Genomic DNA, 4,361 nt, shown 5'->3' on the forward strand with positions numbered 1-4,361 from the left:
ATAAGAGACAGGGGAGGGACAGGTCCTCGGTGGAGTCGTCGAAGAGGAAGCCGTAGCGGGAGGGCACCCGCTGCGTGAGGAGGTAGCAGAGCAAGACGGCCTCATCCGGCTGCACGCGCGCGACGTGGAGGATGGAGCGTTCCGCGCCCACGCGGCGAAGGAGCAGCGTGAGGTGGGGCCGGCTGCGCTGGAGGTAGCGCTGGACGCGATCCAGGAGCGTGGTCCGGACCTCCGTGAACGCGGCCTGGTAGCGGGCTTCACTCTCCGCTTCGCGCTGGGCGACAGCGTCACGGGCCTTGGCGAGTTTGGCCTCCGCGTCGCGAAGGAAGTCACTGGCGGCGCCCTGCTGCTGGAGGCCCGGGGTGGCTGAGTTGGTATCCATGCCGGCGGCACGGACGGCGCCGAGGAGGAATGAGCCCTGTTGCGTGAGCCGGGCTTGTTCCTCGCGGAACTGGATGACGGAAGCCGCGTGCCCGCGCTTCAGTTCCTCCCAGGCTTCGTAAGCGGACTCCAGCGTTTCCAGTGCGCGCAACTGTCCCAGCGCGCCATCGGGTCCGGAGGCCAGTCCGGACCACGGCGTGTCTGTGTTTCGCGCTGGAAGCGCGGGCATTTCGTCCACAGGGGTGTCGTGACGCATCGACCGTGCATCATGCTTCGGTGCGTCCGGCGGCGGGGAATGTTTCGGGGGTCGCTTCTTCGTCACTGCGGCCACCCGGGGTAATGGAAGACTTGGCCGAAGTTCCCGACCGCCCAGATGTCCTCGGGGCTCGTGCCTTCGATTGCATAGAGGCTCAAACCCGCATCAAAGCTTGCCCAGGTCTGTCCATCATAGCGGTAGATGCGTCCGAGGTCCGAAGTCACGTAGACAGAGTTCCGGCCAAAGGCGAGGACTCCCGTCAAAGTTCCATTACTCGCAGGGAAAGGCTCCCTGAACCATCGGGTGCCATCCCAGGTCAGGAGGGTTCCATTGTCCCCCACTGCATAAGCGAGCCGGGTGTTGACCACCTGGACCGCCCTCAACGCTCCAGCATCTGGAACGGTTGTTTCTGGGACCCATCCTGACGGTCCGATCCTCCCTCGGAGAATGCGACTCCGACCGCTGGCTTCCCCGACCGCGAAGAGCTGATCTGGCGAAACACCATCCACGCCATATAGAGGCTGCCCTGAATGAGACACCACGGGTACTGTCTCGAGCCCACCATCCCACATGAAGGTGCCACCGTTCACACCACTGCTCGACGACGCAGCGCCAAAAACGACGACGCCTCCCTCACTCCCTGCGAACCCTTTCAGGCCTGTCGTCGTTCCCGCTGCGGCAGGAGGCTTTACCGGTTCACATGAGGTGCTCGAGGGTGTTTGTATCGACAATGCGTCTTCCTCGCCTCCAATGTATGCGACGCCGGTCTGGGGGTGAACCCATACACTGTACAAGTTTCGAGGCGCGGTTCCACCCGAGCACTTCCCGGGCAGTACCGTGAACCCTCTCGAAGCCGACTCCTTCACGGCGCGGAAAGAGTCCTGCCCAACAATCCAGACACCACCATCCCCAAATAAAGCCATCCCGCGCAGCGCGACACCACCGTCCGCCACGCCGATACGGCTCCAGAAAGGCGCTCCGTCCCGACAAGCTCCATCTTCATCAATCAGGCTATTGCAGTTGTTGTCCTGTTCGTCGCACAACTCAACGGCATTGGCATGAATGAAGGGATTGCCGTCGTCACAATCACCACTCTGCGGCACGAAGCCTCCATCAGGCTTCACGCATGACGTCATGGCGCCAACCGGTGCGCCGTAGGAATCCAGATCATCGTCTGGATACCACGTAGGCACTACGACAGACGGCTGACATCGTGTTTCACTAATACTGCTGCACATTATCGTGCCCGGGCACAGAGACACGGCATCAGTGCAGGCCGAGCCTAGAGAGAAGCCCTCATCCCTCGTGTTATTACAATTGTCATCCAGGTCATTGCACAACTCCGCCGCCCCTGGTTGCACTGAAGGATTTGTGTCGTCGCAGTCGTCGTTCGGCGCATTGAGCGGCAGCCGGTTCGCGGGCAACTGACTTCCGCACGTCGGCACTGGCGCTCTACCCGCAGCTCCATGCCCATCCATATCCTCGTCGACCAAGGCAAGCTGCGCGTTCGGAGCTGAGCACAGCGTCATCCCGCCTGGGCCGCAGACCTTGATTCCCGCACAGGTGTTTTCGGCAATACACGCCTCCCCTACCCCCAGTCCGTCGTCCGCCGTCCCGTCGCAATTATCGTCGGCCTCATTGCAGAGCTCCGCAGCCCCGGGATTCACCTCCGCGCGCTCGTCACTGCAATCCGTGCCTCCGGTTGACACGCTGGCGTAGCCATCTCCGTCCACGTCCGACGCAACCAGTGCGAACGCCACCTCGGAGACGCCACCCTCGCGCAGCGTGGACTGACGGCCCTGCTCCGTCACTGCCTTCCCGTCACAGCCCTGCTCAAACGCAGAGACGGACACCGTCACGCCCAGTCCCCAGTCCTTGGGCGGAGAGAACCCCTGCGTCAGCGTCTTGCCCGCCCGCGCCGTCCCCCGGTACGGAGCCGTCGCCGTGAGCGTCCCCGTGCCCCCAGCTTCCTTCGCCTCGAACTTCAGGCACCCAGGCACGAACCCCTGTGCATCCACCCGGATGCGCAACATGCCGCAGTCTTCATCCCCCACCGCGCAGAACCCCTTCTCCCTCCAGAGGTCCTCCAGCGACGGCACGGTGCACCGCACCAGGCCCAACCCCAGCAATGCCACCCAAAGCAGACGGAAACGGGACATGGCCGGAAATCCTACGCCATTCCCCTCTCACCTCGCGCAAACACGAAGGCCCCTCCCCGCGGTCAGCGGGAAGAGGCCCGTGTGCGAATCAAGGCACGGCGCCTGGAATCAGGTCGTGCGCTGACCCGGCGGCACCGTGGAGCCCGCGCCCTGCTGGCTGTCGCCGCGCGCGTTGTTGATGGCCGAGGTCAGCTTCTCCTGGCCGCCCTGGATGCGCTGGCGCAGGTCGCCGCGCAGCTGCTGTCCCGGCTTGTCCGCCATGAGCAGGCCCACGCCCACGCCCACCAGCAGGCCCGCCGCGAAGATGCCCAGCGCCGGCAGCGCCGTCTCGGCCGTCGTGCGGCGCGTCTCCAGGCCGATGAGGTCCAGCACGTCGTCCCTGTCCAGCTTCTTCAAGTCCTTCAGGCTCAGCATGTCCGACTCCGGGGAAATGACTTCGGGGAAAGACGCGGGGTGCTACTTCAATCCTAGACGCTGCCCGAGGGCGGCGTGCCCCGGCCCGTCTGATAGCCCTGGAAGGCCGACTCCGCCATGCCCAGCAGCTCATCCTTCACGAAGGGCAGCGCCGCCAGCCGCACGCCCAGCTTGAGGATGCGGCCCGTCAGCGGCGTGAAGAGACCGCCGCCCAGCACGTAGCCCACGCCCACGGCGATGGCCAGCGTGCCATAGGGGTTGCGCTCCACGCGCCCCTTCAGGTCCAGCGTCTGCCCCAGGTCCGACACCGCGCTGCGCGCGTTGTCGATGAACTGCTGCGCGTCCGAGCCCAGCTGATCCACGCGCTGGCCAAAGCCCGCGTCCTCGCCGTGCCCCGTGCCGTTGCCCGTCGTGCCCGAGTAGTTCGTCATGTCCGTGCTCCCTCTTTCAGGCAACCGGTTAGCGGGACGCGATGCGGCCCACGATGAAGCCCACCGCGATGGCACCCAGAAGGCACGTGCCGGGGTTGGCCTTGATGAACCCGACGACCTGACGGTTCAGGTCCACCAGGTTCTGCCGCGCCTCGTCCATGTCCGGCAGCTGCTCCTGAAGCTGCCGCGCCCGGTCTGCCATCTGCTGCGGATTGATTTCCATGGAAGCCCTCTGCTTTTTCGTTTTCCGATTGCGTCTTGAACTGTGTGCATCCAGGCCCGGCCGCGCACTGCTTCAGCGCCGCGAGCCCACCAAGTAACCGACGAGGAAGGCGGTCCCCACGCAGGCGTAGGGATGCTTGCGCACCCACTGGCGCCAGTCCGTGACTTCCGCCACCTCCACCCGGAGCGCGCTCACCGACGTGGCCAGGTCGGCCCGGGTGCGCTCGATTTCCTCGCGAAGCGCCGCGCTCGTGCGCGGCAGGTGTCCATTGCTAGCGGCCATCCCGCGGCTCCTTGAAAGCCATTCCCGTCGTGTCCTTCAGCGTGTTCACCCCGGGCGCCGCCACCGGGACCCGCGGAGGGGCCGAGGTGAGCGCCGCCATGCTGCGCGACAGCTCGCTCACGCTGTCATCCATCATCTGGCGTGACTTCATCCGCTTCACCGCGCGAAGGATGCCCAGGCCACCGCCCACCAGGTTCACCGCGCCCACGATGGCC

The 4,361-nt window shown here is 65.3% G+C and carries 5 protein-coding genes and 2 pseudogenes; all 7 read right to left on the minus strand.

Annotated features, from left to right (window positions below):
- Positions 1–382: pseudogene (locus tag D7X55_RS44285) on the minus strand (hypothetical protein); the annotation flags it as partial.
- A 317-nt stretch (positions 383–699) separates the two neighbouring features.
- Positions 700–2,736, minus strand: coding sequence for a putative metal-binding motif-containing protein (locus tag D7X55_RS36555; RefSeq protein ID WP_158626476.1), 2,037 nt, complete (start codon positions 2,734–2,736; stop codon positions 700–702).
- A 168-nt stretch (positions 2,737–2,904) separates the two neighbouring features.
- Entirely contained in the window at positions 2,905–3,210 is a 306-nt protein-coding gene (locus D7X55_RS36560; protein WP_121725454.1) for a YtxH domain-containing protein, read from the minus strand.
- 53 nt (positions 3,211–3,263) lie between these two features.
- Complete coding sequence (locus tag D7X55_RS36565; protein WP_120549966.1) at positions 3,264–3,641, minus strand: hypothetical protein; 378 nt, start codon at positions 3,639–3,641, stop codon at positions 3,264–3,266.
- A gap of 28 nt (positions 3,642–3,669) precedes the next feature.
- The gene (locus D7X55_RS36570) at positions 3,670–3,864 is read right to left on the minus strand and encodes a hypothetical protein (RefSeq protein ID WP_120549965.1); all 195 of its coding nucleotides are present in this window, start codon (positions 3,862–3,864) and stop codon (positions 3,670–3,672) included.
- A gap of 72 nt (positions 3,865–3,936) precedes the next feature.
- Complete coding sequence (locus tag D7X55_RS36575) at positions 3,937–4,146, minus strand: DUF3618 domain-containing protein (protein ID WP_120549964.1); 210 nt, start codon at positions 4,144–4,146, stop codon at positions 3,937–3,939.
- Positions 4,136–4,361, minus strand: a pseudogene (locus tag D7X55_RS36580) (phage holin family protein); the annotation flags it as partial. The gene D7X55_RS36575 and the pseudogene D7X55_RS36580, both read right to left, overlap by 11 nt.

Origin of the sequence: Corallococcus sp. AB049A, assembly GCF_003668885.1 — a bacterium.
In the GTDB taxonomy this organism is placed as follows: Bacteria; Myxococcota; Myxococcia; order Myxococcales; family Myxococcaceae; genus Corallococcus; species Corallococcus interemptor.